Below are 25,323 nucleotides of genomic sequence, written 5' to 3'. Positions count from 1 at the left end.
ATCATGGCAACGCAAGGACAACAGTGGAGAGTCGGCGCGGCCGGCATAGCGGTACTCGGCCTCACCCTCACCGCCTGCGGCGGTGCGAAGGTCGGTGACAGCTCCGCCGGTTCGGACAGCAGCGCGGGCAAGTGCGGCACGTTCAACCTCGCGGTCAACCCGTGGGTGGGATACGAGGCGGACGCGGCGGTCGTCGCGTACGTCGCGCAGCGGAAGCTCGGTTGTACGGTCACCAAGAAGGACCTCAAGGAAGAGATCGCCTGGCAGGGCTTCGGGACGGGCGAGGTCGACGCCGTCATCGAGAACTGGGGTCACGACGACCTGAAGAAGAAGTACATCGCCGATCAGAAGACCGCCGTCGAGGCAGGTCGGACCGGCAACGAAGGCCTCATCGGGTGGTACGTACCGCCGTGGCTGGCCAAGGAACACCCCGACATCACCGACTGGAACAACCTCAACAAGTACGCGTCCAAGTTCAAGACTTCGGAGTCCGGCGGCAAGGGGCAGCTCCTTGACGGCGACCCGTCGTTCGTCACCAACGACGAGGCACTGGTGAAGAACTTGAAGCTGGACTTCAAGGTGGTGTACGCGGGCAGCGAGACCGCGCTCATCCAGGCCTTCCGGAAGGCCGAGAAGGACAAGGAGTGGGTGATCGGCTATTTCTACGAGCCGCAGTGGTTCATGTCCGAGGTACCACTGGTCAAGGTCAAGTTGCCTGAGTACACGACAGGCTGTGACACCGATGCGGCGCAGGTCGCCTGCGACTATCCCGTGTACCACCTGGACAAGATCGTCAGCGCGAAGTTCGCCAAGTCCGGCAGTCCCGCCTATGACCTGGTGAAGAACTTCAACTGGACGAACGACGACCAGAACATCGTGGCCAAGTACATCGCGGTGGACAAGATGTCGCCCGAGGCGGCGGCGGAGAAGTGGGTCGAGGCCAACCCCGACAAGGTCGACGCCTGGATCAAGTAGGGCTCGACGCGGCACCGTCTGCAGCCTCGGGCCGGCGGCGGAGCGTTGCCGCACGAGTGACCCGGAAACCCGCCGGACGGGCCCGGCAGGCTGCGCTGTCAGCCTGCCGGGCCTCGTCGTGTTTCGGACGGTTTTCCGACGTCGCGGACCTCTTGACACCCACTCCCGGCGACAGGCACATTGAGTTGCGCAACCTGAAGCATGTTGCGCAGACAGCAACTGGATTGCTTTGAGTCGGAGGTGCGGCGATGGCGGGACCCCGAGTGGTCATCATCGGAGCGGGCGTCGTGGGAGCGGCGCTCGCCGACGAGATCTCCGCGCGAGGCTGGACCGAAGTAACCGTGGTCGACCAGGGCCCGCTCCCCGCCACCGGGGGATCGTCGTCGCACGCCCCGGGCCTGGTCTTCCAGACGAACTCCTCCAAGACCATGACCGAGTTGGCCCGCTACACCGTCGAGAAGTTCTGCTCTCTCGACGTCGACGGCCGGCCCTGCTTCCTGCAGGTCGGCGGCCTCGAGGTGGCGACCACCCCCGAGCGCCTCGCCGAACTCCACCGCCGCCACGGATGGATCGCCGCCTGGGGCATCGAGGCCCGGCTGCTGAGCACCCGGGAGTGCGTCGAGCAGCACCCGCTCGTGAACCCGGACAAGGTCCTCGGCGGCCTCCTGGTGCCGACGGACGGTCTCGCCAAGGCCGTCCTCGCCGTCGAGGCACAGATCCGCCGGGCCACCGAGCGCGGCGTACGCTTCCTCGCCCGCCATGAAGTCCTCGACGTACAGCAGAGTGAGGGCCGGGTGACCGGCGTCCTCACCGACCAGGGGGAGATCCGCGCCGACATCGTCGTGTGCTGCGCCGGCATCTGGGGCCCGAAGATCGCCCGCATGGTCGGCATGAACCTTCCGCTCACCCCTCTCGGCCACCAACTGGCCTGGACCGGACCGGTACCGGCGCTGGCGGGCCAGACCGAGGAGGCGGTGCGTCCGATCCTGCGCCACCAGGACGCCGATCTCTACTACCGCGAGCGCTTCGACACCCTGGGCATCGGCTACTACGGTCACCGCCCGATGCCGCTCTCCGCGGACGACATCCTGTCCGTCGACGAGGCCGACGGGATGCCGTCGGTCCTGAAGTTCACCGAGGACGACTTCGAGGACGCCTGGACCGAGACCCAGTCACTGCTGCCGGCGACGAAGGAAGCCAAGGTCGAGGAGGGCATCAACGGCCTGTTCTCCTTCACCACCGACGGCCTGCCTCTCCTCGGCGAATCTCCGGACGTCAAGGGCTTCTGGGTTGCGGAGGCCGTCTGGGTCACCCACTCCGCCGGCGTGGGTCGGGCCGTAGCCGAATGGCTGGTCGACGGCTACTGCTCCTCCTTCGACCTGCACGAGTGCGACATCAACCGCTTCGAGCCGCACCAGCTCGCCCCGGACTACGTCCTGGCCCGCGACTGCCAGAACTTCGTCGAGGTCTACGACATCCTGCACCCGCTCCAGCCGTCAGGGGACCCGCGTCCGATCCGCACGAGTCCCTTCCACGCCCGCCAGCAGGAGCTGGGCGCCTTCTTCCTGGAGGCGAACGGCTGGGAGCGCCCCCAGTGGTACGAGGCCAACGCGGGCCTGGTCGAGGGCCGTTCCATCCCGACCCCGAACGATTGGGCCGCGCGTTACTGGTCACCCATCGTCGGAGCCGAGGCACAGGCCACCCGCGAGACCGTCGCGATGTACGACATGACGGCCCTCAAGCGCCTCGAGGTCGCCGGCCCCGGTGCCGCCGCCTTCCTGGAGCGGCTGTCCACCGGCAAGGTCGACAAGTCCGTCGGCTCCGTCACGTACACCCTTCTGCTGGACGAGGACGGTGGCATCCGCAGTGACGTCACTGTCGCCCGGCTGGCCCGCGACCTCTTCCAGGTCGGCGCCAACGGCAACCTGGACCTCGACTGGTTCACCCGCCACCTCCCGGCCGACGGATCGGTTCACGTACGTGACATCACCCCCGGCACCTGCTGCATCGGGCTGTGGGGCCCGCTGGCCCGCAAGGTCCTCCAGCCCCTCACCGACGCGGACTTCTCGAACGACGGCCTGAAGTACTTCCGCGCCAAGCGCGCCCACATCGGCTCCGTCCCCGTCACCGCGATGCGTCTGTCGTACGTCGGCGAGCTCGGCTGGGAGCTGTACACCACCGCCGACCTCGGCCAGAAGCTGTGGGACACCCTGTGGCAGGCGGCCGAGCCACTGGGCGGCCTCATCGCCGGCCGGGGCGCCTTCTCCAGCCTCCGGCTGGAGAAGGGCTACCGCTCCTTCGGCACCGACATGACTTACGAGCACGACCCCTACGAGGCCGGCGTCGGCTTCGCGGTCAAACTCGACAAGGGCGACTTCATCGGCAAGGCAGCCCTGGAACGCCGTAAGGCCGACGTACGGCGCAAGCTGACCTGCCTCACCATCGACGACCCGCAGGCCGTCGTCATGGGCAAGGAGCCGGTGTACGACGGTGATCGCGCCGTCGGCTATGTCACCAGCGCTGCCTACGGCTACACGATCGGCAAGGGCATCGCCTACGCCTGGCTCCCGGCGGAACTCGCCACCCCCGGCACCGCCGTGCACATCGGCTACTTCGACCAGCGCGTCGAGGCGGTCGTCGCCGAGGAGCCCCTCTTCGACCCGACCATGTCCCGCCTCCGTGGCTAGCTCACAGCTTCGGCTTCGAGGGAAGGAGCACCGCCGGTGACCGCGCAATTGCTCGACGGCAAAGCGATCGCCGCCGCTATCCGCCGTGAACTCGCGGAACGTGTCGCCAAGCCGACGGCCACGGTCGGCCGCCCGCCCTGGCTCGGCACGGTCCTGGTCGGAGATGATCCCGGCAGCCGCGCCTACGTCGGCGGCAAACACCGCGACTGCGCGCAGATCGGCGTCTCCTCCATGCGCCGTGAACTGCCCGCCGACGCCACGCAGGAGCAGGTCGAGGATGTGATCGACGAGCTCAACGCCGACCCGGCCTGCACCGGATACATCGTCCAACTCCCGTTGCCGCGCCACCTGGACGCGAACGCCGTACTGGAACGCATGGACCCGGCCAAGGACGCCGACGGCCTGCACCCCGTCAGCCTCGGTCGGCTCGCCCTGGGGGTCGAGGCCCCGCTGCCGTGCACCCCCCGTGGCATCGTCGAACTGCTCCGCCGCCATGACGTACCGCTCGCGGGAGCGCGGGTGTGCGTGATCGGACGGGGCGTCACGGTCGGACGGCCCATCGGGCTGCTGCTCACCCGCAAGTCGGAGAACGCCACCGTGACCCTGTGCCACACCGGCACCAAGGGCCTGGCCTGGCACGTACGCGAGGCGGACATCGTCATCGCGGCCGCCGGCTCGCCCGGGCTGATCACCAAGGACATGCTGCGCCCCGGCGCGGCGGTCCTGGATGTCGGCATCACCCGCACCGACCACGGGCTGGTCGGCGATGTGCACCCGAACTCCGCCGACGTCGCCGGGTGGCTCGCGCCGATGCCCGGGGGCGTAGGACCCATGACGCGGGCGATGCTGCTCGCCAATGTCGTCGAGGCCGCCGAGAGGAACGCGAACGCCGTATGAACGCGCTGAACACCCCCCTGGCGGAGCTGGACCCCGAGGCCCACGCCGCCCTCCGCGCCGAGCTGCACCGCCAGCAGTCGGCGGTGTTTCCCGGCATGCAGCGCGGACTCCTGGAACACGTCATCGCCGCGAAGGCGGTGTCGTTCAAGATCGCTGCGTCACCCGAGTTCGCCGAGCGCCAGGCCCGTACGCTCGCCGGCTCCCGGATCCTCGCCGAACGGCTCACCCGCCCCGACGTGGCGGCCAACGGGGTGAAGGCCCTCACCGGCGGTACGGACGTGCACCTGGTCCTGGTGGACCTGCGGGACTCCGAACTGGACGGCAGGCAGGCCGAGGACCTGCGCCACGAGATCGGCATCACCGTCAACCGCAACGCCGTGCCCTTCGCCCCGCGCCCACCCGTGGTCACCTCGGGACTGCGCATCGGCACACCGGCGTTGACCACCCGCAGCTTCACCGAAGAGGACTTCGCCGAGGTCGCCGATGTGATCGCCCCGGCCCTCCAGCCCGAGCCCGACATCGCCGCCCTGCGCGCCCGCACGGAGGAGGTGGCAGCCAAGCATCCGCTCTACCAACACCGTTCAGAAACGCCGCTTTCAGAAGCGCACCTTTCAGAATACGGAGACGTCCGATGAGCCCCCGCACCCCGGGCGCCGAGCTCCCCGAGCACCCCGACTGGCTGTGGCGCACACCCGAGCCCAAGAAGTCGTACGACGTGGTGATCGTGGGAGGCGGCGGACACGGCCTTGCCACTGCCCACTATCTGGCGAAGAACCACGGCATCACCAACGTCGCCGTGCTGGAGAAGGGCTGGCTGGCGGGCGGCAACATGGCCCGCAACACCACCATCATCCGTTCCAACTACCTGTGGGACGAGAGCGCCGGCATATACGAGCACGCGCTCAAGCTGTGGGAGGGACTGGAGGACGAGCTCGACTACCCGATCCTCTTCTCCCAGCGCGGCGTGCTGAACCTCGCCCACAGCCTGCAGGACGTCCGTGACAGCGTGCGCCGCGTCGAGGCGAACCGGCTCAACGGCGTGGACGCCGAATGGCTCGACGAGCAGCAGGTCAAGGACGTCTGCCCCATCGTGAACATCTCGCCCGACGTGCGCTATCCGGTGATGGGCGGCACCTACCAGCCGCGCGCCGGCATCGCCAAGCACGACCACGTCGCCTGGGGCCTGGCCCGCTCCGCCGACGCCGCCGGGATCGACATCATCCAGAACTGCGAGGTCACCGGCCTCGACATCGTCGGCGGCCGGGCGGTCGGCGTACAGACCTCCCTCGGTCCGATCGCCGCGGGCAAGGTCGCGCTCTGCTCGGCTGGCCACACTTCGGTCCTCGCCGCCATGGCGGGCATCGAACTGCCCCTGCAGAGCCACCCGTTGCAAGCGCTCGTCTCCGAACTCCTGGAGCCGGTGCACCCGACGGTCGTCATGTCCAACGCGGTCCATGTGTACGTCAGCCAGGCGCACAAGGGCGAGCTGGTGATGGGCGCGGGCATCGACTCGTACAACTCCTACACCCAGCGCGGCGCCTTCCACATCATCGAAGAGCAGATGTCCGCCGCCCTCGAACTCTTCCCGGTCTTCGCCCGCGCCCATGTGCTGCGTACCTGGGGCGGCATCGTCGACGTCAGCCCCGACGCCTCGCCGATCATCGGCCTCACTCCGGTGGACAACCTTTACTTGAACTGCGGTTGGGGGACCGGCGGCTTCAAAGCCACCCCAGGTGTCGGCTGGGTCTACGCCCACACCATCGCCCACGACACCCCCCACCACCTCAACGCCCCCTTCTCGCTCGACCGTTTCACCACCGGCGCGCTCGTCGACGAGCACGGCGCGGCCGCGGTGGCCCACTAGGGAGCCCAACCATGCTGCTGATCCCCTGCCCCTGGTGCGGGCCCCGTGACGAAGCCGAGTTCCACTACGGCGGCCAGGCCCATGTGCCGTATCCGGAGCAATCCGCAGACCTGACCGACGAGGAGTGGGCCCGGTATCTGTTCTTCCGCGACAACCCGAAGGGTCCCTTCGCCGAGCGCTGGAGCCATGCGGCGGGCTGCCGACGGTGGTTCAACGCGGTGCGGGACACGTCGACGAACGAGGTTCTCTCCGTGTACCGGTCGGGGGAGGAGTGCCCGGCGGTCAGTGAGCGTCCGGTGCCTTCTCCGCCACGGCCGGCACCATCAGCCCGTCCGGGGTTTGGGGACGAGGCCCCTTCAGGGCCGAACGGGGGTCCGGGGGCGGAGTCCCCAGCGGCGGTACCGGCAACCGGCTTCCGCCTCCTGACCGGCGGCCGCATCAACCGCGACCGCCCCTTGACTTTCACCTTCGACGGCACCGAATACCAGGGTTACGAAGGCGACACCCTCGCCTCCGCCCTCCTGGCCAACGGCGTCATCCAGGCCGGCACGAGTATCAAGCTCGGCCGCCCGCGTGGCATCTTCTCGGCCGGAGTCGAGGAGCCCAACGCCGTCATCCAGATCGAGGCCCCGTTCCCCGAGCCGATGCTGCCCGCGACGACCGTGGAGCTGTACGACGGCCTGGTGGCGAGCAGCCTGCCCGGCCAGGGACGCCTCGCCACCGAGCCGGACCCGGCCCGCTACGACGCCGTCCACGCCCACTGCGACCTGCTTGTCGTAGGCGCCGGCCCGGCCGGTCTCGCCGCCGCGACGGCCGCCGCCCGCAGCGGAGCGCGCGTCATCCTCGCCGACGACCGGCCCGAGTTGGGCGGCAGCCTGCTGGACACAGCTCAACTCCACAACTGGGTACAGGAGTCGGGTCAGCAGCTCGACACGGCACCCGAGGTGCGCGTACTCCGCCGTACCACGGTCTTCGGCCACTACGACGACAACCACCTCCTCGCCGTCGAGCGCCGCACGAACCACCTCGGCGCACTCGCCCCCGAGCACCTCTCCCGAGAGCGCGTCTGGCGCATCCGAGCACGTCGCGTCATACTCGCGACCGGCGCCCACGAGCGCTCACTGGCCTTCGCGGACAACGACCGCCCCGGAGTGATGCTCGCGGCCGCGGCCCGCGCCTACATCAACCGATACGGCGTCCTGCCCGGCCGCCGCGCCGTCGTCTTCACCACCAACGACAGCGCCTACGCCGCCGCGCTGGATCTCGCGGCGACGGGCGTGGAGGTCGCTGTGATCGTCGACACCCGACCCGATCCGGGGGAGTGGGCGCGCCGAGCCCGCGAGGCCGGTATCGAGGTGCTGACCGGACACGCCGTCGTCGCCACCGAAGGCGCCCCGCGGCTCACTGCCGTGACGGCCGCCCCGTACGGCGAGTCCGCAGGGACGCGGGAGTTCGCCGTCGACCTGCTGCTGGTCTCCGGCGGCTGGAACCCCGTCGCCCACCTGTTCAGTCAGGCTGGCGGCAAGCTGCGCTACGACGACACCCTCGGCTCCTTCGTTCCCGACACCTGCCGCCAGGCCGTCGAGGTCGCCGGCAGCGCGAACGGCGTCCTCGACCTGGCCGGGGTCCTCGCGCAGGGCGCGGCCGCCGGTGCCCGAGCGATCGAGGCCGAGGGCTACACGTGCGAGGCGCCCCGCCTCCCCGAGGTGACCGTCGAACCGCACTCGCCCGCCATGCTGGTCTTCCTCGTGCCGGGAGCCGCCGGTGCACCCCGTTTCGTAGACCTCCAGCGCGACGTCACCGCCGACGACCTGATCCGCGCGACCGGCGCCGGCCTGCGCTCGGTCGAGCACACCAAGCGCTACACCACGGCCGGCACCGCCAACGACCAGGGCAAGACCTCCGGGGTCCTGGCGAGCGGCGTCGTCGCCGAACTGCTCGGTGTGGACGTCTCGGCCCTCGGCACGACGACGTTCCGCCCGCCCTACACGCCGGTCTCCTTCGCCACGCTCGCGGGCCGCGACCGCGGCTCACTGCACGACCCGATCCGTACGACCGCTCTGCACGACTGGCACATCGTGCACGGCGCCCTGTTCGAGAACGTCGGCCAGTGGAAGCGGCCCTGGTACTACCCACAGGACGGCGAGGACATGGAGACGGCCGTGCTGCGCGAGAGCGCCGCGGCCCGGGAGGGCGTCGCCTTCATGGACGCCTCCACCCTCGGCAAGATCGACGTACAGGGCCCGGACGCCGCCGTCTTCCTCGACCGGCTCTACACCAACGTGATGAGCAACCTGAAGGTCGGCATGATCCGCTACGGCGTCATGTGCCACCTGGACGGCATGATCTTCGACGACGGCACCGTCATCCGCCTCGCACCGGACCGCTTCCTGATCACCACCACGACGGGCAACGCGGCCGCCGTACTGGACTGGATGGAGGAATGGCTGCAGACCGAATGGCCCGAGCTGCGCGTCCACTGCACCTCCGTCACGGAACAGTGGGCCACTGCCGCCCTGGTTGGCCCCCGCTCCCGCGAGGTGCTGGGGACGCTCGCGCCGGCACTGGCGGTGGACAACGACAGCTTCCCGTTCATGGCGTGGCGGGACACGACCGTCGCGGGCGTCGAGGCCCGGGTGTGCCGGATCAGCTTCTCCGGCGAACTGGCCTATGAGATCAATGTGTCACCGTGGGAGGCGCTCGCCCTGTGGGAGGCGCTGTACGAGGCCGGTGCCCCGTTCGGCATCACCCCGTACGGCACCGAGACCATGCACGTCCTGCGCGCGGAGAAGGGCTACCCGATCATCGGCCAGGACACCGACGGCACCGTCACTCCGCACGACCTCGGCATGAGCTGGGCGGTGTCGAAGAAGAAGCCCGACTTCATCGGCAAGCGCTCCTACGCCCGCGCCGACGCCGTACGCCCCGACCGCAAGCACCTGGTCGGCCTGCTCCCGGAGGACCCGGGTGCCTTCCTCCCCGAAGGAACGCAGCTGGTCGCCGACAGCGTGCTGCCCGCCCCGCCCGTGCCGATGCTCGGCCACGTCACCTCCAGTTACCGCAGCGCGGCGCTCGGCCGGACCTTCGCCCTCGCCCTGGTGAAGGGCGGCCGGGACCGAATCGGCGAGCGGCTCTACGCCCCCGTGGGCGACCACCTGGTTCCGGTGACCGTCGCAAGCCCTGTCCTCTACGACCCCGAGGGAGCCCGCCGCGATGGCTGACATCGCCCTTACCATCCCGCGCCGCAGTCCCCTGTTGCATGCCACCGACCGCCTGGCCGCCGCGACGCGCACCTCCGGGGGCGCGGTCCGGCTGGCCGAACTCCCCTTCCTGGCCCAGGTCAACGTACGGCTCGACGCCAAGGGAGCGGCAGCGGACGCCGTCGGTCTCGCGCTGGGCCTCCACCTGCCCCTCGAACCCAACACCGTCGTACGCGCCGGCGAGCTGACCGCGGTGTGGCTCGGCCCCGACGAATGGCTGGTGGTGGGGCCGACCGGCAGTCAGCGGGACTTGGAGAGCCGGATCAGGGCCGCGAGCGGCGACGATCCCGTGGCCGTCACCGACGTCTCCGCCCAGCGCACCACCCTCCTCGTCACGGGTCCACGCGCTCGTGACCTGCTGGCACATGGCTGTCCCCTGGACCTGCACCCGCGTGTCTTCGCAGCCGGATGCTGCGCCCAGACCACCCTGGCCCGCACGCAGATCGTGCTGGTCGCCAGGGACGAACCAAAGGCCGGATTCTGGGTACTGGTCCGCTCGTCGTTTGCCGGCTACCTGACGGACTGGCTGCTGGATGCGGCGGCGGAACACATCTGAACGAGCTCAACAGGGCGTGATGTCCAAAGAGGGTGGGAGGCGTCCGCCCCCGACAGGCCGATGCTGTCAGAGGGCGTTTGATGTACAGGCGGAGGCGCTGACCGGGCGGATCACCCCGCCCAACGAGGCGTTCCGGCCGCATGGCCCGTCGACACCTCGGCCGCGGCGATCACCGCCGTCGCGCTGGTCAAGCTGTCGCGTGCGTGGGCGCCCCGGGCCGCGGTGTGTTCGTACCGGGCCGTGGCGATCCTGAGCCGCCTGGCCGAAGCCCACCTCGGACCGGGCTCAGGGCGTCCGGCGGGGAATCCGTGACCTGCTGGAGCATCCGGGCGGCGACTTTGGCCAGCCCCACTTCGGTACGGGCGTCCTGTCCGGCCGCGATGAGGGTGACCGCCTCGTGGAGCAGGGGGCGGGTGGTGCGCAGTGCGAGCGGAGCCTGATGATCGGGGGCGGCGATCAGTAGCACCGCCACGAGCCGGTGGCGCACCCCGCGACGCTGTCCCGGATCCGGCAGCAGCCGCTCCACCAGCGGCAGTCCCGCCACGCCGCCCAGGACCGGCAGACTTGATCAGGCAGACGGTGGTAGACCTGTGGCACATCGAAGCTCCGGTGCATCAAGGCGACTTGGGAGGGTCAACCCGCCCAACCGGTCGTTGCGTTCGCGACGGGCCGGCCCGGGCCTCTTGCGCCGCTGCGACCTGCGGACCCACGCACTCGCGGGGACTTTGAAACGCCCCTAGTTCGCGGACTGGTGCAGGCTCTGCAATCAGGACCTGGGGTGACGCCATGGCCCTTTGGTTGCCCCCCAGATTCTCCCCAGAGTTGATTGCGAGCAGCACTGCGTCCGGGCTCGATCTTGACGTACGCCTCGGAATTGAAAGGAGGAGCGCGAGTTGGCCTGGGATTAGGGTGGTGGAAGTGGCTGCACTTTGCCCGTCTCGCGCCCCTATGTGAGGGTGATCTGCCCTCCCGGAATCATCGCCCCGGATGATCTCGGTACGTGCAGTCGGCAGGCCCCGTGGTCAGCCCCGCGACCTGCGGTTCTGCACCGTTCTAGGGTGCTGACCCGCGAGCGCGCTTCTTTCAGGGGCTTCCACGGGCTTCCCTGCCTATGCCGCTCAAACTCCCCGGGGACTCCCCGGGCGGGGGCAGAACTCCCCAGCGCACCCCAGGAGCAAGGCCGGCGCGGGCTGGGGCCGGGGACTTCTCCGGTGGCTCGCCCCGGTCCGCGGCAGAGGTGACGTCGGCATGTCACCGTCCGGGGAAGCGTCTCGGCATCGCCTCGGGTTCGGAGCTCGGCTCCGGGCCCCCGCTCCTGTCTTGCTCGCCATCACCCGGACTTCCTCTGCTACCCGAGACTCGCAGGGGGCCGAACGGCCCTTCCCGGGACTGAATGGACCCGCTTGATCGGCCCGGTGCACGACGGCGCGCAGCACGGAAGCAGTCCGCACCATCGTCGTCCCGCCGAGGCGAACCGCGATGACCCCGGCGGTACACCCCCGGCCCACTCTGCTGCTGGACCGTGCGGTCCTGACGCACGTGACCCGACGGCGGGGCGGAGGGGACGGCATGCGTCCCCCTCACCCGGTGTGGGTCAGATCCGCATAGAACCGACCGGTCCACGGCGCGCCTTGCAGGGAGGCAGGGATCGACCCCCGACACTCCGCCGGCGAGCCGTGCAGGAACGGAGGTCACGTGCCGGCCGCCAGGCCCGGGCACGATTCGGGGGAGTGCGACGACCACAGGCCCCACGAGAGGTCGCGCGGGACGATGTGCCATGAGCAGTCCTCACGGAAGTCACGCAAGGCGACGGCGCCACACGGCTGGTACGGGCAGCGGCAGTTGGAAACCCGTTCGCCTTCGTCGTCGCGGCGGAGGTGCCTGTCCTGATCGTCGAGGCAGCGACCGCGCCGCTCGTGCCAGGTCCGCAGGGCTGCTTCGGACGCATCGGCTCGTGACCATCTGCCGGACAGCACCGGGGTGCCCAGGCTCGGACCGGTCAGCCATTGCCGGACGGCGGCGGCGACGGCGGTGGGGTCGGCGAACAGCTCGGACAGAGGCAAGGGGTTGTGGTCGTAGGCAATCGGCAGCAGGGCGCTGTCCTCGTCCATCAGCCACCAGCCCTGGTGGTGCTCCCAACCGAGCCAGACCCAGTCCGGCTCGGACCACCGCTCGCCGTGGAACTCGCCGTCCTCGAACCGGAATCCGCCGTCGGCGTCATCGTAACTCGTGATGTGGAGGTCTGAGGCCCGGTGGGTGAGCTCAGTGGTCCAGGTGCTGCGCACTCGCAGGCCCTCGGCGGCCAGCGCAGCGTGGACGGCGGCAATGTAGTCCGCGTGCGGCAGGTCGGACATCGGCCGTTCCCTCCCCAATTTCCGGCCGGCTCGACTGCGTGGGCGCTCGGCGGCAGCCGAGCGCCGCGGACCGGCCTGGTGGTCGCCCGGCTTCCCCGGGTGTCTGAGCGACCGTAATCCTTCCGAGGGATCCCTGCCTCGGGAGGTGTCTTTATGTGTTTGGTCAAGGTGGTGGGTCCGTGCCAGGCGGGAGGTCGCCTGGCACTGTCACGAGTGACGAAGAGCCTGTTCAGGAGTCGGCTGATGAGGGCTTGCGTCCGTGTGGCTACTGGGGTCACCCGGTCCTGATCGACTCGGTCGACGAGTACGGCTGTTCTGCGCGTGGCGAGCGTGACGAGGATCAGCCTGAGGCCGGCGGCCGGGGTTGGTGGAAGGTTCCCTCGCGGAGCCTCGCGAAGAGGAAGAAGTCCCGTTGACCTGTTTGTTTCCGCGGCGGGATGGTTGTTCGCCACGGATCGGGAGCCTGGACCGCGGGTCGCCGGGGCGGGATCCGGAACGGATCATCCGTCCGGTGCGTCGGTTGCGCAGCAGACCGCGACGGTGGTCGGCGGCATCGTCCGGGAATACGGTCGCCTGAGCGCCGACGGGCGTGTTCCCGACTGCTGTGCCGCTTGCCCCGGCCTGGCTGTGCGGGCACTCGCGCGATGAGGATCTGTGGCGTCTGTCATGATCAACCGAGTGACCATCCACTACGGCTACTACGCCGCAACCGACGACGCCCACGCTGCCGAAGCAGTCGAACACGACACCCTGGAGGAGATGGGCTCGGGGTACGACCAATTGGTGCTGACGGGTATTGACCCGGAGGTCCACATGCCGGCGCTCGACACCCTGATATCGGGGAGGTCCGTCGAGGCCGTCGAGGCCGACCCGCCGTACGGCCGGTTCATCAACTCAAGCGACGACGGTGGAACGGTATGCCACTCGTTCACCGAAGCGTTCCGTGACGCGCTCGCGGGCCTTGCCCCCGAGAAGGTGCGGGCCGTGGCCGCCGACTGGGCCGTGTCGGAGGTCTTCCGGGGAAGGGACACCGATGCCGACGTGCTTGCCCAGGTCCTGACCGAGCTGGCCGGCATCGCCCGCGATGCGGCCGACCGTGGAGACCGCCTCTACTACTGGATCGGCACATAGCGAGGGCAGGCACCGCTACGACGTCACCCGAGCCGGCCACGCACGGAAGGCACCACCAGTTCCTCGATCTTCGGCAGATAGCGACCGGGGTGATCGTCGCGGGCAGCGCACAGTCCAGGCCGATCGTGTTGTCCGGACGCGTGAGGGTCTGCAGGGCCATCTGGGGGCAACCGTGCCGGGTCCGGGGGTGGCGAGCGGAACCACGCTCGTCCTGGAGATGGTGCTGACACTGGGGCTGGCGCCCGTGATTCTGGGAACGGCCTCCGGGGCCCGCAACATCGGGCACAACGAGGCCATCGCCGTGGGCGGTTACGTCGCGCTCGCGGCGCTGTGGGCCGGCCCGGCGAGGGCGCGCCGACGGCACCTGGTGGGCGCGAACTCCCTCTGATTTTCCCCGGTTACTCCCCGGTGTAAATTGACGAGGTCACAGTGGTGCGAGTACACGAGCGGGCGGGCCTTGGATTATTCGGCCCAGCCCTGGGATGGCCTGGGAAAATGCTGACCGAAGTCATTGCGACCCGCTATGTCACACCCTTGCGCGAGGGTGGCTCGCTACCCGGCATTGTCGAGGGCGACGACATGGGCACCTACGTCATGCGGTCCACGAGGCCGGTTTCGTAGCGCACCGCCGGTACGGCGTCCACGGGAGCGGTCACGACCTCGCGCAGCCGCTCGGGGCCCAGTGGGCCGAGGGCGTGGACGCGCCGGCCGATGACGGCCCCGAGCCGGGGATGCGCCAGCGCCATCTCCAGGAAGTCGGCCCGCAGGGTCGTGAGCACCCGGACCGGCTGCGGCAGGGCGTCGTCGAACAGGACGTCGGCCAGTTCGTCGACGTCTTCCGGGGCGAGGGCGAGGAGTTCCTCGAACTGGTCGACCACGACGAGCAGTCGACGGCTGCCGGACAGGTCGAGCACCCGGGCCACGACGTCCGCGAGGCCGCCCCGGCGCAGCACTTCGGTCAGCTCGGAGATCCGGGCGAGGCGCCCCGTCTCGGACAGTCCGGGCTCCAGCAGCGGCAGCAGCGCGGCGGCGAGGACGGCCAGGGGACTGCTGCCGTGGGTCGGGCGTACGACGACCGCTTCCGCCCCCGAGCGGCGCAGCCGGGGGAGGACCCCGGCCAGGGCCAGGGAGGACTTGCCGGATCCGGAGGCGCCCACGATGGCCACCCGTTGCTCGCCGGCCAGCGCGAGGTCCAGCTCGTCGCTTTCGGCCCGCCGGCCGTAGAAGTGCGGGGCGTCGGCCTCACGGAACGCTGTGAGGCTGCGGAACGGGGACGGCGGGATGGCCAGTGGGCGCAGCTCGGGCCAGGCCCGCAGGATGCCGGCCGTCGGGATCAGGTAGCTGACCGGGGGTCGGCCGGACTCGGCGACGGCGATCATGCCGACCACGCCGACGCGGTCCTCGTCCCAGACCGGCGTGCCGCTGAAGCCCCGGGAGACCGGATAGCCTCCGTCGGCCAGGTCCGCCTGGATCCATCCGTAGGCCTGTGAATCCCGCAGGACTCCGGAGTGCCAGACTCCGCCCGGCCGGCCGGCGGGGAAGCCGAAGGCTCGTACCGGATGCCCCCACACCCCCTCGGCCTCGATCAGCCGCACGGGGTGGGCGCCGGGCAGTGCGGCGTCCAGCCGGAGGAGGGCCATGTCCCCACCGCCCGGCTCGCGCGGCGGCAGCCAGCGTTCGACGCTCGCGCCCACCCCGACGGCGTCCGGGGCGAAGGCGGACACCAGGGGAAGGTCGACGCGGATCCGGGAGGCGGGCGAGGGCTCCTGGTCCTGCGGCGTGCCGAGCGCCGCCGACACCACGTGGGCGCACGTCAGGGCGAGCTCGGGGGAGATCAGGAAGCCCAGGCCGACCGGGTCCCCGCGCAGGTCGCGGATCCGCAGCACCGCCGCGTTCAGGGCTTTGGGGCCGACGCCCTCCGAAGCCTGCGGTCCGGTCACGGCGCCGGCTCCGCCGGGACGGAGCCGGCAGCTGGGGCCGCGGCCGGGCCGGTCGCCGGGCCGGACTCGGGGCCCGCGGCCGGGCCGTCGGACGGGGTACGGGTCCAGGTGAGCGATATCTTGAAGTTGGCCTCGGCCGCCGTACTCGAGATCACGACGTCGGCCTCGGCGGAGATCGACAGCCCGAACTCCAGGTTGAGTTCGTCGGGCGCCTGCGCCATGCCGCGGAAGCCGTCGACGAAGCTCTGCGCGACCGGTCGGATCCCGGTCACCATTTCCCCGAGCGACCGTGAGGCGCGCGCCATCACCTGCCCCGGTCGGGCCACTCGGACCAGGCCGTCTTCGCCGGTCTCCACGACCTCGACCCGGACCACGTCCTGCGGCCCGCCCGTCCCACCGATCGGTAACTCCACGTGATACATCGTGTCTCCCCCTCCTCCAGGACGCCGCCCAGTGTGGACCCCCTGGGCGCACAATGGAAAGTCTTTCTAGAAAAGAATCTAGTAATGGCGCTTTGGGTCGAACCCGACGAGGATCGACGGGATCCGCCGCCGCTATGAGACCGAGGACGCCTGCCCGATGCCGAAGCAACAACGCGGCGAAGCCACCGTCGAACAGGTCCTGGACGCGGCACTCCGCCTCTACGCCACGTCCGGGGAGGCCGGTCTCACCCTCGGAGCCATCACCAGCGCCAGCGGGGTCAGTTCCGGAAGCATCTACCACCACTTCGGCAGCCTGGACGGGGTGGTCGCCGCACTCGCGCTGGGAGCCCTGGAGCGGCTCCTGAAGGAACTGGGGGCAGCGCTGCTCCACGCGGCCGACGCCCGCTCCGGCATCCGAGCCGTCGTCCTGGCCTACCTGGACTTCGTACAGGTCCATCCCGACGCGGCCCGCCTGATCCACTCCGTCACCGCGGACCGCCTGGGCATGGCCCACGCGCGCGAGATCCGCGATACCCAAGAGGCCCGACTGACACCGATCGGACTCTGGATCCACGCGCACCAGGAATCGGGCGAACTCGCCGAACTCCCCGCCCCCTTGATCGAGTCCCTCGCCATGGGCCCGGTCGTCGCCGTCGTCCGGCGCTGGCTCACCGTGGGAGACGTCGATCTGGAGGAGGCCGCGCGCGAACTGCCCGACCACATCTGGCGGTCGGTCAGCAACTGACCCGGTCGACGTGGCCGGCGCAGTGGGGCGGGGCAGTGGGGCGGGGCAGGTGAAGGCGACCGGGCCGTGGTCACGCGCGGGCACCTGGCCCTCGGCCGGGCGGCGGCACCACGCCGAGGCCGCCCGTCATCTCGGGCATGTTCCGCACACCACAACTAGAGTGACGGGACATGAGCCCCTGACCGGGATTCCCACGGGTCCTGGTGGACCCTCTGGAACCCTTGGAAGGTGTCTGTGTCGGAAGCGGTGGAGTACGACGTGGTGGTCCTCGGCGGGGGACCGGCCGGTGAGAACATCGTCGACCGGACCCGTGCCGCCGGGCTGAGTACGGCGCTCGTCGAGAGCGAACTGGTGGGCGGCGAGTGCTCGTACTGGGCCTGCGTCCCGAGCAAGGCGCTGCTGCGCCCGGCGCTGGCCCGGGCCGACGCCCGCCGGGTGCCGGGCCTGGCCGGTGCCGTCCAGGGGCCCCTGGACACGGCGGCGGTGCTCGCGCACCGCAACTACTGGACCGGAGACTGGAAGGACCAGGGCCAGATCGACTGGATCGACTCGATCGGCGCCCATGTGTACCGGGGCCACGGCCGGCTCTACGGGGTCCGCAAGGTCGCCGTCACCAGCCCCGAGGGCGAGCACCACATCCTGTCGGCCCGGCACGCGGTCGTCGTCGCCACCGGTACCCGGGCCGTGGTCCCGGACCTCCCGGGGATCGCCGGGGCCCGCCCCTGGACCAGTCGTGAGGCGACCTCCGCACAGGAGGCCCCCGGCCGGCTGCTGATCGTGGGCGGCTCGGTGGTGGCCGTCGAGATGGCCACCGCCTGGCAGGCCCTCGGCTCGCAGGTCACCGTCCTCGCGCGCGGCGACGGGCTGCTGCCGCGGATGGAGCCCTTCGCGGGGGAACTGGTCGCCGACGCGCTGCGCGAGGCCGGAGCGGTGGTCCGTACGGGGGTGTCCGTCGAGGCGGTGGTGCGGGACGGCTCGACCGGACCCGTCAGCGTGGTCCTGGAAGGCGGCGAGACGCTGGAGGGCGACGAGTTGCTGATGGCGACGGGCCGCGCGCCGCGGACCGACGACATCGGGCTGGACACCGTCGGCCTGCCCGCCGGTCGGTGGATCGACGTGGACGACACCTGCCGGGTGCCCGGACACGACTGGCTGTACGCCGTCGGAGACGTCAACCACCGCGTGCTCCTCACCCACCAGGGCAAGTACCAGGCGCGGATCACGGGCGCCGTGATCGCCGCCCGCGCGGCCGGTACCCCACTGGACACCGCGCCCTGGGGTGCGCACACGCCGACCGCCGACACCCGCGCCATCCCGCAGGCGGTCTTCACCGATCCGGAGGCCGCCGCCGTGGGCCTGACCCTGGCCGAGGCCGAACGGGCCGGGCACCGGGTGCGCGCGGTCGACTACGACATGTCCAAGGTCTCCGGTGCAGGTCTGTACGCCGACGGCTACAAGGGCCGGGCCCGCATGGTCGTCGACCTCGACCGCGAGGTCCTCCTCGGGGTGACCTTCGTCGGCCCCGGCGCCGCGGAGTTGATCCACGCGGCCACCATCGCGGTCGCGGGGGAGGTCCCGATCCAGCGCCTGTGGCATGCGGTCCCGTCGTTCCCGACCATCAGCGAGGTCTGGCTGCGACTGCTGGAGACCTACCGGGGGTGAGGGCCGGCCCGAGGGGGCCTCCTGGACACGCCCGAGGGGGCCTCCTGGACACGGCCCGAGGGGGCTTTTTGGACACGGCCCGGCTGCGCCCTACGGCGTGGCCGGGCCGTTCTGCGCCTGTCCCTCGTTCCTGCCCCGACCCTTCAGACCTCCGGATCGGCGCTCGTCGGAACGAAGTTGACTGGCCGTCATGGCGAGGGAGATGGCGTGAAGTAGCCGTACAACCTTGATCGAAATTAGGTTAGCCTTACCTCAGTCTTCGTGACCTCCCGTGCCTGAAAGGTGTTCCAGTGATGCGTGCTGCCTCCCTGCCCCGTACCGCCGCCCGCGCGGCCGTCGCCACCGCCGCCGCCGTTGCGCTCGCCGTCGGCGCGGCCGGCTCCGCTTCGGCCGCCACCTCGACGCGTACGGTCACCGACGGCGCGACCACCTACAACCTCAGCCTCACCGCGCCCTCCACAGCCGCCGCGGCCGGCCAGAACGTCACGGTCACCGGCAGCGGTTACAACACCGCCAAGGGCATATACGTGAGCCTCTGCGCCGTCAGCGGAGCACCGGGCGCGAGCAAGCCCACCCCCTGCCTGGGCGGTTCGGACCAGTCGGGCACCACCGGAGCCTCGCACTGGGTCAACAACGTCTTCGGCGGCACCCTGGCCAACACCTCCAAGTTCGGTCCGGGCGGTACCTTCAGCGTCACCATCCACGTCAAGGCCGACCTCGGCGGCGGCCAGATCTGCGGAGAGACGGTCGAATGCGCCATCGTCACGCGCGCCGACCACTTCAACTCCTCGAACCGCAAGTACGACGTCCACGTCCCGGTGGCCTTCAACTAATCCCGTTCCGGGACCGATCGCCCGACCCGTCGACGAGGAAGCCATGACACCCCGACACCCCCTCACCCCCGGTCGTGCGGGCGCCGCATCCGCCGCGCTCGCGCTCGTACTGGCCTCGGCCGCCACCGGAAGTCCCGTATCGGCAGCCGGGAGTGAGGGGGCCGACGTACCGCAGGGCACCGTCGCGTACCGGTCGGTGGCGCGGTTCACCACGGCGGGCAAACCCCGTGACCTCATGCTGCACCCGGACTCGAAGAAGCTGTACGTCGGTTCGGACGACCTGCCCGATACCGCCGACGTCAACGAGAGCGGGCTGCACGTCCTGGACCCCGTCGACGGCAAGGTGCGCAGCACCGTCGGCCAGGCTCCCGGGCCCACCGGCACGCTCGGCCGGCGGGCGGTGCGGCAGCTGCTCGCACCGCTGCCCGGCGACGGAGCGGTCTTCTCCTACCCGCTGCGCGGCATCGGTACTGCGAAGGACGGCGACGCTGCCGCGGCGGGCGCGTGGGTGCCGGGTGCGGCCGTCACCCACGCCACCGCCGGGCTCACCCCCTCGACGGTGCTGGTCGCGCAGGGCCCCGTACTGTCGGAGGTCGACATCGCGACCGCCGCCGTGAAGCGCTCCGTCACCCTGGAGGGCGGGGACGGGTTCGCGGTCGACGCGGCACGCGGCACGGTGTGGTTCACGGACATCGGCAACCGCCGCATGTACCGGATCGACGCAGCCACCTTCAAGGTCACCGCGACCGTCGAACTCCCGGCCGGCGAGGGGTTCGGCGGGTTCACGGAGGTGGATCCCGAGACCGGCGCGGTGTGGGTCGGGCTGGACTCCTCCGTCGTCGTCCACGACGCGACGGGCAAGCGGCTGGGCACCCTGCGCGGCTCGGGCAGCGACGTGCCCCGCGCGGCGGGCTTCGACACCACCACGCACGAGGCGTTCGTCGTGTGGCAGGACGCGGGAGACACCTCGCAGCCGGGCAGCGACAACGACGGAACGCTCACCGTCCACCGCACCCGGGACCTCCAGGAGGCCGTGAAGCCGGTCGTGCTCCCCGGAGTCCACGTGCAGTTGGGCAGTGCGGCCGTCGCCGTCGAACCCGGTGGTGCGACCGTCTTCGTATCGGACCCGGTCGCAGGCAGCATCATCCGGCTGGAACGGGCCACCTCCCCGCGCGTCATCCGCGGCCCGGCGGACCGGTCGGTCGCGGCCGGGGCCGAGGTCTCGCTCACGGCGGAGGCCGAGGGGACTCCGCGGCCCACGGTCGCCTGGCAGGTCAGCACCGACGCGGGCCGGACCTGGCAGGCCGTGGCGGGCGCCACCGCGCCGACGTACACGTTCACGGCGGCGCTCTCCGACAGCGGCCGCCGCTACCGGGCGGAGTTCAGCAACGACGTCGGTGTGGTCCGTACCGCAGCGGCCACCCTCACCGTCACCATCGCGGACACCACGACGGGAGGCAGCGGCGGCGGCTCCACCACGACCGGGGGCACCGGCGGGACGGGCCCCACCGGCCCGGCCGGCTCGGCCGGGAGTACGGCAGGCGGTTCCGACGGCGGTTCCGGTGGTGCGGGCGGCTCCGACAGCCGGTCTGACGCTTCCGGCACTTCCGGCACTTCCGGTACCCCGGGGAGCGTCGGCGGCGGTTCGGCCGGTGCCACGGTCGGCGGCGGCGATCACACCGCTCCGCACGGCGGAACGCTCGCCTCCACCGGAGTCGCCGTGGGCTCCCTCGCCGGGAGCGCCGTCGTGCTCACGGCGGCCGGGTGGGTGCTGATGCGCCGCGCGCGGTCGCGCACCACTGGCTGAGGACCGGCCCGACGTTGACCTCGGGCCGGCCTGGTGCCGACCGGGGCCGACCGGGGCCGGCAAATCGCAGTGGGCGGGCGGCGGTTCGGCATGTTGAATGGGTGTCCACTACATCTCTTGACCAGGGACGAAGGAGACACCGCACGTGATCGTGATCGCCCACCTCAGCGACGTCCATCTCGACGGTGACCGGCGCGCGGCCGACCGCACCCGCGCCGTCATGGAGTATCTCGACGCGCTTCCGCACGACTTGGACGCCGTACTCGTCAGCGGGGACATAGCCGACCACGCCGAGGACGCCGAGTACGAGGAAGCCGCGAAGTTGCTGCGCTCGCGACACCCCCTGGTGGTCTGCCCCGGCAACCACGACGAGCGGGCCGCCTTCCGTCGCGGCCTGCTGGGGGAGCGGTCCCCCGGGAAGTCTCCCGAGGGGGCCCCCGGGGAGTCCTCCGGGAAGTCCTCCGGGAAGTCCTCCGGGGAGTCCCGCTCCACCCAGCCCGTTGACCAGGTGCTGCGCGGTGAGGGCTTCGTCCTCGCCGTGTGCGACTCGTCCGTTCCCGGCGAGCACCACGGCTTCCTGGAGGAGTCCACCCTGGCTTGGCTGGACGGCGTACTGACCGACACCCCGCCGGAGATCCCGGTCCTGGTCGCCTTCCACCACCCGCCGGTGCCGTTGCACACCCCGTACGTGGACGAGATCCGCCAGTTCGGGGAGGAGCGGCTCGCCGCCCTCGTCGAGCGCCACCCGCACCTGACCGCTTTCCTGTGCGGGCACGCGCACACCGCCGCGGCCACCACCTTCGCGGGCCGGCCGGTGCTGGTCGCGCCCGGGGTGGTCTCCACGCTCCGGTTGCCGTGGGAGGCGCCGACCGGGTCCTCCGAGCACGTGCACCTCGACGAGCCGCCGGCCGTCGCCTTCCACGTGCTCGGTGACGACGGCCGGCTGACGACCCACTACCGGGTGGTCGCCGCCCGCCGATAGGTACGTCCGTCACGGGTCCGAGTGAGCCGGCCCGTTTCGACCAGATAGCGCCGCAGCGCCGAGCAGTCCTCGTGCACGGTGCGCAGCGCGTCGTTCACCTCGGGCTCCGTGTACTCCCGGTCCGGCGCGAAGAGGGTCTGCGCGAGGTGGGTGAGCAACTGCTCTCGCCGGGCGGCCCTGCGCGGGATCACGGTGAGGCGCCCGCCGGCGAAGAGGTCGTGTACGTCTCCTCGTGGCGGGCACGGGGCGGCGGTGGACTGCGACGGCCGAGGCTCGGTGTTCTGGGACATGCCGGCGAGCTTGGCCCGTCCGCGCCGCCGGCGGCAACGCATTTTCCGGGTGGGGGGCGGACAGCGGCAACCCGCCCGGCCCCCGACGTTCCGGGGCCGGGCGGGCTCGTTCGGGACCCGTGGCCGGGGATCGCCGGAGGTCAGGGGCCGACGGTGATCTGCTGCGCCGGGTCGGTGGTGTCGGTCACCTTGTAGACCGCGTTGAAGACGGACGTGGTCGCGTTCGTCGGGCAGCCGAACCCGCCGGTGACCGTGACCGGTACGGAGACGTTCGTGAAGGTCAGGGTCGACGGAGCACCGTTGACCCAGGTGCCGCCGACGTTCGCCGGAGCGGTGGGGGCGGCCGTGACCGTACAGGAGGCGAGCCCGCTCGTCTGGACCACCAGACCGCCCACCGGCAGACCCATGGTGGCGGTGATCGGGGCGCCGTTCTGCATGGACACCGACCAGGCGCCGCTGGTGGTGACCGTGGGCGTCACTCCCCACGTGCTGGAGGTGCACGAGCTGTACGTGGGTGCCGAGATCGGCGAGGACACGGCCCCGGCCGGGTTGCTGTTGCCGGGGGCGCCCGGCACGCTGCCGGTGGCGACGGAGACCGTGCAGGTCACGGTGACCGAACCGGCCTTGAGGGTGGCCTTCCCGCTGAGGGTGGCCTTGAACGCGTGCCCGGCCGGGGTGACGGTGGTCGACCCGGCCAGGGGTAAGGGCGCGGCGGAGGCGGTGACCGAGGCCAGGGCGATGGCTCCGGCGACGGCCGTCCCGAGGGCGAGCGCGGTGCGCGTACGGCTCATGGCTGTGCTCCTTGGGGATCGTGGTGCGGGGTGGGGGGAGGGGACGCGGCCACGGCGGACTCCGCTTTCCCGGCACGCCGGGCGGCGTACGGCTGCCAGGCGAACATCAGGCCGCCGCCGAGGATGCCGAGCAGGGTGCCGATCAGGAACCCGCCGAGATTCGACAGGACCAGTGCGGCGGTGGCGATCAGGGTGGTGAGGACACCCGCGAGGGAGCGCTGAGCGGGAGAGAACCAGGCGGTGAGCCCGAGCACGATCATCACGATGCCCATCAGGACGGACGGGATACCCGCCACCCCCTGCTGGAGCATGATCTTCAACGGTGCCAGCGGCAGGACGCAGATCCACGACCCGGCCAGGATCGCGAACAGACCGCCCCAGAAGGGCCTGCTGCGCCGCCACTTCCGCCAGCGCCGCAACAGGTTCAGAAGCATTCCTTCTTGCCCTTGCTGACGTCCATGCTGAGCCCGGAGAGTTTGAAGGTGCCGGCGTTCGTCGCCCACGCGGTCTGCTGGAGATCGGTGATGCTGACGGTGTCGGCCTGCTGGGCGAAGAGGTCCTGCATTCCCTGGGCCTCGGCCGGACCCTTGTCGAGGGTGGAGGCGTCGCGCCCGATCTCGATGTTGGTGAAGACGGCGTCGCCGGCGAGTTGGGTCGCGTCGACGAACAGGTTGCTCGCCTCGACCGGGGCCTTGCGTCCCGCGGTGAGGTTGAGCGAGATGTCCCCGACCACCGGGAGCGTGGTGACCACGGACTGGCAGAGGCTGTGGAGCTTGGCCTCCCTGATGGCGGTGACGGCCACCGGGATGAGCTCCTGGCGGGCGTTGACGTCCACGCTGCCGTACTGGGCGAACCCCTCGCCCTCCAGGCTTTGCGCCGACACCTTGAACTGCTGCCCCGACACGGCGAACGAGGCGGCCAGAACGCCTTGCGCGAGGGCGATGCCGAGGCCGGCGGTCACGGCCACGGCGGGGATGGTCAGGACGGCGAACCGGCGCCAGCGGACACGCCCGGAGTCATCGTCGGAGAGGTCGGATAAATGCGGGGAACCGGTCATGAGAACGTCCCTTATTTCGGCTGTGCACCGTTGTTACCGACGAGTTGAATGTAAGAGTGCCAATGGGGGTTGGCAAGGTTGTGCGAGCGCACCCTTTGAGTCGACTCCTACTTCTCCGTACGCAGCAGTTCGGCGACCTCCGCGTCCACCCGCCGGGCCATCGCCCGTGCGAACTCCGTGGCCACCACCTCACCGGCCACCGGCCTCAGCGCCGTCACCGCCGCCGTGATGTGCCGCAGCTGCGTGGCCGAAAGCCGCTCCAGCCCCTCCGAAGCATCCGGGCCGTCCGGGCCGTCCGAGCTCGCCGGGCCGGCCGAGCCCGCCGAGCCCGCCGAGCCCGCCGAGCCCGCAGAGCCCGCCGGGCCCGCTGGGCCGGCCGAGCCCGCCGAGCCCGCCGGACCATCCGAGCCCGTCGGACCATCCGGGGCCGTCGAGCCGTCCACGCCCGCGGCGTCGATCACGTACCGCCGGAAGAGCCCCACGAACCGGTCCGCGACCGCCGCCGCCTGCGCCTGTACGAACTCCCCGGCATCCAGGACCTCCGCGAGCGGCACCCCCTGCCGTACCAGCGCCAGTGTCGCCTCCAGCAGCCGCCGGCTCGGGTACGTGACCAGGTCGCCGTCGACCGTCACGTAGCCGAGCTCCGCCGCCCGCCGGGTGTCCGCGGCGGTCGCCTTCGGACCGAACAGCTCCCGCAACTCGGCCCGGGTCATGGTCACCGGCTCCTCCTGTACCCAGTCCCGGGTCATCTCCCGTTCCAGGCCCAGCAGTTGGGACAGACCTCCACCCTGCTCCCAGGCGTGCAGGAGCTCCGCGATGCCGTTGACCGTGTAGCCGCGCCCCAGCAGATCGCTGATCAGCCGCAGCCGGGTCAGGTGATCGTCGGAGTACCAGGCGATCCGGCCCTCCCGGCGCGGCGGCGGCAGCAACCCGCGCTCCTGGTAGTAGCGCAGGTTGCGCACCTTGACGCCGGCCGCCCGGGCCACGTCCTCGCGGCGGTAGCGCCCGCTGCCGCCGCTTCCGCTCCCGTTCCCGCTGTCGCTTCCGTCCTCCACCTGGCTGCTCACGGG

The 25,323-nt window shown here is 70.9% G+C and carries 22 protein-coding genes and 1 pseudogene; 14 read left to right on the top strand and 9 right to left on the bottom strand.

From position 1 onward, the window contains the following. The first annotated feature begins 3 nt into the window (after window positions 1–3). The 7 genes and pseudogenes from ACIQK6_RS07520 to ACIQK6_RS07490 all read left to right on the top strand — a co-directional run bounded on the left by ACIQK6_RS07520 (window position 4) and on the right by ACIQK6_RS07490 (window position 10,239). A complete protein-coding gene (locus ACIQK6_RS07520) occupies window positions 4–975 on the top strand; it encodes an ABC transporter substrate-binding protein (protein ID WP_402694469.1) in 972 nt (323 codons plus the stop codon). Between the two features lie 248 nt (window positions 976–1,223). Beyond that, a complete protein-coding gene (locus tag ACIQK6_RS07515) occupies window positions 1,224–3,662 on the top strand; it encodes an FAD-dependent oxidoreductase (RefSeq protein ID WP_329096563.1) in 2,439 nt (812 codons plus the stop codon). Between the two features lie 36 nt (window positions 3,663–3,698). Further along, window positions 3,699–4,559 carry a bifunctional methylenetetrahydrofolate dehydrogenase/methenyltetrahydrofolate cyclohydrolase gene (locus tag ACIQK6_RS07510; RefSeq protein WP_329096561.1) on the top strand — a complete coding sequence of 287 codons (861 nt, stop codon included), beginning with the start codon at window positions 3,699–3,701 and terminating at the stop codon, window positions 4,557–4,559. 74 nt (window positions 4,560–4,633) lie between these two features. After that, a pseudogene (locus ACIQK6_RS07505) lies at window positions 4,634–5,194 on the top strand (serine hydroxymethyltransferase); the annotation flags it as partial. Beyond that, entirely contained in the window at window positions 5,191–6,423 is a 1,233-nt protein-coding gene (locus ACIQK6_RS07500) for a sarcosine oxidase subunit beta family protein (RefSeq protein ID WP_329096559.1), read from the top strand. The pseudogene ACIQK6_RS07505 and the gene ACIQK6_RS07500, both read left to right, overlap by 4 nt. A gap of 11 nt (window positions 6,424–6,434) precedes the next feature. Beyond that, on the top strand, window positions 6,435–9,644 hold the full coding sequence (locus ACIQK6_RS07495) for a sarcosine oxidase subunit delta family protein (RefSeq protein WP_402694468.1): 3,210 nt from the start codon (window positions 6,435–6,437) through the stop codon (window positions 9,642–9,644). After that, window positions 9,637–10,239 (top strand): sarcosine oxidase subunit gamma family protein, encoded by a 603-nt coding sequence (locus ACIQK6_RS07490; protein WP_329096555.1) that lies wholly within the window; start codon window positions 9,637–9,639, stop codon window positions 10,237–10,239. Before ACIQK6_RS07495 ends, ACIQK6_RS07490 begins: the two co-directional genes overlap by 8 nt. 187 nt (window positions 10,240–10,426) lie before the next feature. Here ACIQK6_RS07490 and ACIQK6_RS07485 read toward each other — a convergent pair whose 3' ends face one another. Together ACIQK6_RS07485 and ACIQK6_RS07480 are read right to left on the bottom strand one after the other, a co-directional pair. Then, window positions 10,427–10,783, bottom strand: a complete 357-nt coding sequence (locus ACIQK6_RS07485; RefSeq protein WP_402694467.1) for a hypothetical protein — start codon at window positions 10,781–10,783, stop codon at window positions 10,427–10,429. 1,147 nt (window positions 10,784–11,930) lie between these two features. Then, window positions 11,931–12,593 (bottom strand): hypothetical protein, encoded by a 663-nt coding sequence (locus ACIQK6_RS07480; protein WP_329096553.1) that lies wholly within the window; start codon window positions 12,591–12,593, stop codon window positions 11,931–11,933. 678 nt (window positions 12,594–13,271) lie between these two features. Between ACIQK6_RS07480 and ACIQK6_RS07475 the strand changes: the two genes are divergently transcribed. Together ACIQK6_RS07475 and ACIQK6_RS07470 are read left to right on the top strand one after the other, a co-directional pair. Next, window positions 13,272–13,724: a hypothetical protein gene (locus ACIQK6_RS07475; protein WP_329096551.1), complete on the top strand. Its 453-nt coding sequence runs from the start codon at window positions 13,272–13,274 to the stop codon at window positions 13,722–13,724. A gap of 187 nt (window positions 13,725–13,911) precedes the next feature. Next, window positions 13,912–14,112, top strand: coding sequence for a hypothetical protein (locus tag ACIQK6_RS07470; RefSeq protein ID WP_329096550.1), 201 nt, complete (start codon window positions 13,912–13,914; stop codon window positions 14,110–14,112). Between the two features lie 199 nt (window positions 14,113–14,311). On the opposite strand, the gene ACIQK6_RS07465 is transcribed toward ACIQK6_RS07470, so the two are convergent. Then, window positions 14,312–15,103, bottom strand: a complete 792-nt coding sequence (locus ACIQK6_RS07465; protein WP_402694527.1) for an AAA family ATPase — start codon at window positions 15,101–15,103, stop codon at window positions 14,312–14,314. Between the two features lie 557 nt (window positions 15,104–15,660). Continuing rightward, entirely contained in the window at window positions 15,661–16,086 is a 426-nt protein-coding gene (locus tag ACIQK6_RS07460) for a CU044_2847 family protein (RefSeq protein WP_329096547.1), read from the bottom strand. Between the two features lie 157 nt (window positions 16,087–16,243). Here ACIQK6_RS07460 and ACIQK6_RS07455 point away from each other — a divergent pair, with 157 nt between their 5' ends. From ACIQK6_RS07455 to ACIQK6_RS07435, 5 genes are all read left to right on the top strand, one after another. Beyond that, entirely contained in the window at window positions 16,244–16,831 is a 588-nt protein-coding gene (locus ACIQK6_RS07455) for a TetR/AcrR family transcriptional regulator (protein WP_329096545.1), read from the top strand. A gap of 234 nt (window positions 16,832–17,065) precedes the next feature. Beyond that, a complete protein-coding gene (locus tag ACIQK6_RS07450; protein WP_402694526.1) occupies window positions 17,066–18,493 on the top strand; it encodes a dihydrolipoyl dehydrogenase family protein in 1,428 nt (475 codons plus the stop codon). Window positions 18,494–18,786: 293 nt separating this feature from the next. Then, window positions 18,787–19,326 carry a hypothetical protein gene (locus tag ACIQK6_RS07445; RefSeq protein ID WP_329096541.1) on the top strand — a complete coding sequence of 180 codons (540 nt, stop codon included), beginning with the start codon at window positions 18,787–18,789 and terminating at the stop codon, window positions 19,324–19,326. A gap of 43 nt (window positions 19,327–19,369) precedes the next feature. Then, window positions 19,370–21,133 carry a hypothetical protein gene (locus tag ACIQK6_RS07440; RefSeq protein WP_402694466.1) on the top strand — a complete coding sequence of 588 codons (1,764 nt, stop codon included), beginning with the start codon at window positions 19,370–19,372 and terminating at the stop codon, window positions 21,131–21,133. A gap of 145 nt (window positions 21,134–21,278) precedes the next feature. Next, on the top strand, window positions 21,279–22,115 hold the full coding sequence (locus ACIQK6_RS07435; RefSeq protein WP_402694465.1) for a metallophosphoesterase: 837 nt from the start codon (window positions 21,279–21,281) through the stop codon (window positions 22,113–22,115). Here ACIQK6_RS07435 and ACIQK6_RS07430 read toward each other — a convergent pair. The 5 genes from ACIQK6_RS07430 to ACIQK6_RS07410 form a co-directional block, all read right to left on the bottom strand. Continuing rightward, window positions 22,088–22,405 (bottom strand): DUF2087 domain-containing protein, encoded by a 318-nt coding sequence (locus ACIQK6_RS07430; protein ID WP_329096535.1) that lies wholly within the window; start codon window positions 22,403–22,405, stop codon window positions 22,088–22,090. The two genes, ACIQK6_RS07435 and ACIQK6_RS07430, sit on opposite strands and share 28 nt — an antisense overlap. Before the next feature lie 140 nt (window positions 22,406–22,545). Then, entirely contained in the window at window positions 22,546–23,196 is a 651-nt protein-coding gene (locus tag ACIQK6_RS07425) for a hypothetical protein (RefSeq protein ID WP_329096533.1), read from the bottom strand. Further along, window positions 23,193–23,630: a DUF6114 domain-containing protein gene (locus tag ACIQK6_RS07420; RefSeq protein ID WP_329096531.1), complete on the bottom strand. Its 438-nt coding sequence runs from the start codon at window positions 23,628–23,630 to the stop codon at window positions 23,193–23,195. The genes ACIQK6_RS07425 and ACIQK6_RS07420 overlap by 4 nt, the downstream gene beginning before the upstream one ends. After that, entirely contained in the window at window positions 23,621–24,253 is a 633-nt protein-coding gene (locus tag ACIQK6_RS07415; protein WP_329096529.1) for a DUF6230 family protein, read from the bottom strand. The genes ACIQK6_RS07420 and ACIQK6_RS07415 overlap by 10 nt, the downstream gene beginning before the upstream one ends. A 107-nt stretch (window positions 24,254–24,360) precedes the next feature. Beyond that, complete coding sequence (locus ACIQK6_RS07410; RefSeq protein ID WP_402694464.1) at window positions 24,361–25,320, bottom strand: MerR family transcriptional regulator; 960 nt, start codon at window positions 25,318–25,320, stop codon at window positions 24,361–24,363. Between the last annotated feature and the right edge of the window lie 3 nt (window positions 25,321–25,323).

This window comes from Streptomyces sp. NPDC091682 (genome assembly GCF_044756625.1).
In the GTDB taxonomy this organism is placed as follows: Bacteria; Actinomycetota; Actinomycetes; order Streptomycetales; family Streptomycetaceae; genus Streptomyces.
Note: the sequence above shows the minus strand (reverse complement) of the source record. Positions and strands in the feature narration are given on the sequence as shown.